Origin of the sequence: Streptosporangium sp. NPDC049644 (genome assembly GCF_040675205.1) — a bacterium.
GTDB classification, from domain to species: domain Bacteria; phylum Actinomycetota; class Actinomycetes; order Streptosporangiales; family Streptosporangiaceae; genus Streptosporangium; species Streptosporangium fukuiense.
In genome coordinates this window covers 1-4,952 of sequence record NZ_JBFAOJ010000200.1, presented here as the reverse complement: position 1 = coordinate 4,952, position 4,952 = coordinate 1, and the positions used below count along the sequence as shown (strand labels likewise).

The following is a 4,952-nucleotide window of genomic DNA, read 5'->3' as shown; positions in this document are numbered from 1 at the left end:
GGTCGGCGCGCTTGGCGGCCACCAGTTCGGCGAGGTACTCCTGGGTCGCGGTGTAGGCCGCGAACAGTTCCTCGTCGCCGGCCTCCCCGCCGAGGAACATGTCGATGTTCTCCTGGAAGCGGCCCCGGTCCTCGTACGGCACGCCCAGCAGCTCACAGATGATGACGGAGGGGATGGGCTTGGCGAACGCGGTCACCAGGTCTGCCGACGGCCCGGCCTGCTCCATCGCGTCCAGGTGCTCGGTGGTGACCTGCTCGACGCGCTCGGTGAGCTGCCGCATCCGCCGTACGGTGAACCTGCCCACCAGCGGTTTGCGATAGCGGCTGTGCTGCGGCTCGTCCATCAGCAGGAACTCGCCGGGCGGTGCCGGGGGCACCTCGATGTCGCCGTAGTCGACCAGCGGGTGCTGGCGCATCAGCTCCTTACGGGAGCTGAACCGCGAGTCGGCCAGGACCGACCTGACCAGGTCGTAGCCGGTGACCAGCCAGCCCTGGTGGCCGCTGGGGAAGGGGAAGCGGCTGATCGGGCCGTGCTCGCGGGCCTCGATCAGCTCCTTGGGCGGGTCGAAGGGACAGCCGGGCGGGCGCGCCGTCGGCATCGCCGTGAGGATGTGGACAAAATCGTTCATGACCTTTCCTTTCGATGTGCAGGCCCGCGGTCGGCCTAGGAGATCTTGCGGCGGTAGGTCCTCATGGCGAAGACGTATGCGACGGCGAGGATGCCGACACACCAGGCGAGGGCGGCCCAGATGTCGGTGCCGACCGGCTGCCCGGTGAACAGGGCGCGGATGGCGTTGACGATGGAGGTCACCGGCTGGTGCTCGGCGAAGGCGCGCACCAGGCCGGGCATGGTGTCGGTGGGCACGAACGCCGAGCTGAGGAAGGGCAGGAAGATGAGCGGGTAGGAGAACGCGCTCGCACCTTCCATGGTCTTGGCGGACAGACCGGGGATGACGGCGATCCAGGTCAACGCCAGGGTGAACAGGATCAGGATGCCCGCCACCGACAGCCATGCCGGCACTCCCGCCCCCGAGCGGAAGCCCATGAGCAGGGCCACGAGCATCACGACCACGAGCGAGATCAGATTGGCGACCAGCGAGGTCAGCACGTGCGCCCACAGCACCGACGACCGCGCGGTCGGCATCGACTGGAAGCGCTCGAAGATGCCACCCTTCATGTCCATGAACAGCCGGTACGCGGTGTAGGCGATGCCCGAGGCGACCGTGATGAGCAGGATGCCGGGCAGCATGTAGTTCACATACGAGTCCGACCCCGTTCTGATCGCGCCGCCGAACACGTAGACGAACATCAGCATCATGGCGATCGGCATGATCGCGGTCGTGATGATGGTGTCCGGGCTGCGCGTGATGTGGCGCAGGGAGCGTCCCAGCAGGACGGCGGTGTCGCCGAAGAAATGCTTGCTCATCGTGGTTCCTTATGCCTTCGTGCCGACGAGGGTGAGGAAGACGTCCTCGAGCGTCGGCTGCTTCTCGACGTATTCGACCTTGGCGGGCGGGAGCAGTTGCTTGAGCTCGGCCAGGGTGCCGTTGACGATGATCCGGCCCTCGTGGAGGATCGCGATCCGGTTGGCGAGGTGCTCGGCCTCGTCCAGGTACTGCGTGGTGAGCAGCACCGTCGTGCCCCGGTCGGCGAGCTCTCTGACGGCCTGCCACACCTCGATGCGGGCCTGGGGGTCCAGGCCGGTCGTCGGCTCGTCGAGGAAGATGACCGGCGGATCGCCGATCAGGCTCATTGCGATATCGAGGCGGCGGCGCATGCCTCCCGAGTACGTCGCCGCCTTCCGCCCGCCCGCGTCGGTCAGCGAGAACCGCTCCAGCAGGTCGTCGGCGATCTTGCCTGGGTTCTTGAGGTGCCGCAGCCGGGCGACCAGCACGAGGTTCTCCCGCCCGCTGAGGATCTCGTCCACGGCGGCGAACTGCCCGGTGAGGCTGATCGACTCGCGCACGTTCGCGGCCTGCGTGGCGACGTCGAAGCCGTTGACGCGGGCGGTGCCCGCGTCGGCCTTGAGCAGCGTGGACAGGATCTTCACGGCGGTGGTCTTGCCCGCTCCGTTGGAACCGAGCAGGGCGAAGATGCTGCCCCGCGCCACCTCGAAGTTCACGCCGCGCAGCACGCGCAGCTCCTTGTACGACTTCTCCAGGCCGTGCACCTGGATCGCCGGGGCTTGCTGGGGCGTCATCACTCTGTCCTGTCTCGTGGTGGGGTGGTGTCGCCGGCGGCGCGGGCGATGGCGCTGGTGAAGCGGTTGCGTTCGCGGGCCCGGTACTGGCCGAGGGGGTAGTTGGCCATGAACGTCTCGACGAACTCGATGGGGTCGTCGCCGAAGAGGTCGCGGATCGGGGTGGCGTCGGCCGCGCTCTGCTCGAACAGGTCGGCGAGGTCCTCGTACATAGCCATCGCGCCGACGCCATCGGCCGGCCCGAAGTGCATCAGGTAGCGCTCCAAGGCTTCGACCGCGATGCGGTAGTTCTCGGGCAGCCGCTTGATGCGTGCCTTGTACTGCCGGTAGCGCTTCTTCTCCTCCAGCGATCCGGTGACGATCTCCAGGTACTGCAGGTAGCGGCTCTTCGACTCGTTCGATCCTGTGGTCATGTCTACTTGCCTCCCTTGCGGAGCTGTTCGAGCCGGTCGGCCAGGAAGCTCCAGGTTCGCCAGAACTCTTCGAGGTACTCCCGCCCCTGGTCGTTGAGGGAGTACACCTTGCGCGGCGGTCCCTTCTCCGACGGGACCTTCTCCACGTCGACCAGGCCGCGCTGCTCGATCCTGACCAGCAGCGCGTAGATGGTGCCCTCGGCGATGTCGGAGAAGCCCTGATCCCGCAGCTGTGCCGTGATCTCGTAGCCGTACGCCGGCCGGCCGGACAGGATTGCCAGGACGATGCCCTCCAGCGTTCCCTTGAGCATCTCCGTCACGAGCTTGCCCATGGGACGCCTCCTTTCAGCTACTTGGTGTTGCTGACTACCGGTACAAAGTAACACTGACTACCTGTACTTAGCAACACCGAATAGCTGAGGTGTGAAGCGAAAGCTTGAGCGTGTGGGTGCGGGCGGCCTGATCGCTGTTCGTGGGCGAGTCCGTCACCCCTCAGGCGAAGACGGGCTCCGTCGGCTCACTGGAGAGTTCGATCGCCGCGGACGAGGCGGGGGAGCGCCCGCGACCACGAGTGCGCGATCGTTGAACTGTTCACGGCATCCACCATCACCGAAATCGCTGATACCGGCCCGTTGCCGTGCCGACTGGTTGTGACCGTGAGAAGTGGCAGCGCCTGTTCGCATGTTCGGGCGACGCTTGCCGGGGCGCCGGGCCTGACGATGTCGATGAAATCCAGCAACGGCGTCGTCAAGATGATGGATCAAGGGCACGGACCTCAACGCCCTCGCCCGGCCCTTCCGCCTGGACCTCGCCACCCGAACCCCGTGCCATCTGAGTCGACGGGTGTTACTTCTCGGCCGTGCCGGGTTTCCCGCTGATGGACTCCTGATGGATGTCCGCGTAGGTGCGCGAGTCCTTGGTCAGGTCGTCGCAGAAGGCGGCGACATCGTCGCCGATGAGTTCCAGGACTCCCTTGCCGGCCGCGACGCCCTCCTCGAAGAAATCGAGGATCCCTGAGAGCAGGGGCCCGTCAAGCAAGTCGACCGGTCCGACCTTGAAGACGTACCTCTGAATCTCCTTGTAGACGATCTGATAGTCCGGCGGGAGCGCCTTGACTCGCGCCATGTGCGCCCGCCACTGCTTCTTGCCCTCGATGATGTCCTGGATGCCCACGTCAGCCTCCTAGCCGGCCCAATTTCTTCGCGACGTTCCTGTTCAACTGCTCGCGCCACCGGTCACGATGGCTCCGGGCCCCTTCTCCGCCGGCCAGCGCCGCGCAGAAGCCCTCGATGTCGTCACCCAGCACCTCGTGAATGCTCTGCCCGTCGAACGCCGTCTCTTCGAGCAGCCCCAGAGCATTGTCGAGAATCGGCATCAGGTTTCTACCTGTGAAGTCCGAGTAGGGAGAAAGATGACCCTTGATCTCTTCCCACGCCGCCCGGTGGTCGGCCGGCAATGCCTCGGCCCGGGCTTCGAATGCCTTCCATTCCCTGGTGAGATCGCTGCCTGTCATGGTCTCCCAGAAGTTCATCTCCCGCCCTCCTTGAGCTTGTCGATCCGTGATGTGATGTACTCCCATTTAGCCCAGAACGTTGCGAGTTCTTTGCGTCCCGCGTCGTTGAGCGCATAGAACTTGCGCGGCGGGCCCAGCCCGGACGGTCGTTTCGTCACCTGGACGAGCCCGTTCTTCTCCAGTCGCAGCAGGATGGTGTAAACCGTCCCCTCGACGACGTCGGCGAAGCCGAGTTCGTTCAGCCGGCGCGTGATGGCGTACCCGTAGGTCTCCTCGCTGCCGATGATTTCAAGTACGCAGCCCTCAAGGGTGCCCTTCAGCATCTCCGTCAGGTCGTCCATCGTGGTCCTCTTCGATCTCCTGGTACTTTGTAGTACCGAGTACCACTACACGGTACCACAGAGTAGTGAACCGATGTCCGGCGAGCGCAGACCCCGGAAGCGATTCGAATCACCGGCCCGCGACCGGGTGCTCGACATCGCCACCTGGCCCGGCGACGTCGACTCCTTCGTTGACGCCGTGGTCCGGCCGGCCGACCCCGAGCACCTTTCTCCCGCACTTGGTCACCGGCCATCACCGGCTCCACCGAGACCGCCCGGCTGCACGCACTGCTCGATGGCAAGATCGCAGACGCCGAAATCCGCACTGCCCGCCGGCACCGAGATCGGACAGCCCGGCGGTCCTGGATCAATGAGTCACAAGATCAGCGCCGTCTGGGGCTCGTGACGCGTTTCTTACCGGTACGTCCGCCGTGAGTTCAGCCAGACTGAAGGACATTCATCGGGAACACACGCGAGTTCGCTGGGTGAGATCTGAAAACGCGGGGA

Annotated in this window: 7 protein-coding genes and 1 pseudogene; all 8 read right to left on the bottom strand. The window is 65.4% G+C overall.

From position 1 onward, the window contains the following. A pseudogene (locus AB0J58_RS44090) lies at nucleotides 1-628 on the bottom strand (cytochrome P450); the annotation flags it as partial. Nucleotides 629-663: 35 nt separating this feature from the next. Then, nucleotides 664-1,425 (bottom strand): ABC transporter permease, encoded by a 762-nt coding sequence (locus AB0J58_RS44085; RefSeq protein ID WP_364227605.1) that lies wholly within the window; start codon nucleotides 1,423-1,425, stop codon nucleotides 664-666. Nucleotides 1,426-1,434: 9 nt separating this feature from the next. Beyond that, on the bottom strand, nucleotides 1,435-2,199 hold the full coding sequence (locus tag AB0J58_RS44080) for an ATP-binding cassette domain-containing protein (protein ID WP_364227602.1): 765 nt from the start codon (nucleotides 2,197-2,199) through the stop codon (nucleotides 1,435-1,437). Continuing rightward, nucleotides 2,199-2,612 carry a DUF1048 domain-containing protein gene (locus tag AB0J58_RS44075; protein ID WP_343982567.1) on the bottom strand — a complete coding sequence of 138 codons (414 nt, stop codon included), beginning with the start codon at nucleotides 2,610-2,612 and terminating at the stop codon, nucleotides 2,199-2,201. Before AB0J58_RS44075 ends, AB0J58_RS44080 begins: the two co-directional genes overlap by 1 nt. A gap of 2 nt (nucleotides 2,613-2,614) precedes the next feature. Next, nucleotides 2,615-2,944: a PadR family transcriptional regulator gene (locus AB0J58_RS44070; RefSeq protein ID WP_364227600.1), complete on the bottom strand. Its 330-nt coding sequence runs from the start codon at nucleotides 2,942-2,944 to the stop codon at nucleotides 2,615-2,617. A gap of 514 nt (nucleotides 2,945-3,458) precedes the next feature. Next, nucleotides 3,459-3,785 carry a DUF1048 domain-containing protein gene (locus tag AB0J58_RS44065; RefSeq protein WP_364227597.1) on the bottom strand — a complete coding sequence of 109 codons (327 nt, stop codon included), beginning with the start codon at nucleotides 3,783-3,785 and terminating at the stop codon, nucleotides 3,459-3,461. Between the two features lies 1 nt (nucleotide 3,786). After that, nucleotides 3,787-4,143: a DUF1048 domain-containing protein gene (locus AB0J58_RS44060; RefSeq protein WP_364227594.1), complete on the bottom strand. Its 357-nt coding sequence runs from the start codon at nucleotides 4,141-4,143 to the stop codon at nucleotides 3,787-3,789. Further along, nucleotides 4,140-4,466, bottom strand: coding sequence for a PadR family transcriptional regulator (locus AB0J58_RS44055; RefSeq protein ID WP_364227591.1), 327 nt, complete (start codon nucleotides 4,464-4,466; stop codon nucleotides 4,140-4,142). Before AB0J58_RS44055 ends, AB0J58_RS44060 begins: the two co-directional genes overlap by 4 nt. Nucleotides 4,467-4,952 lie beyond the last annotated feature (486 nt).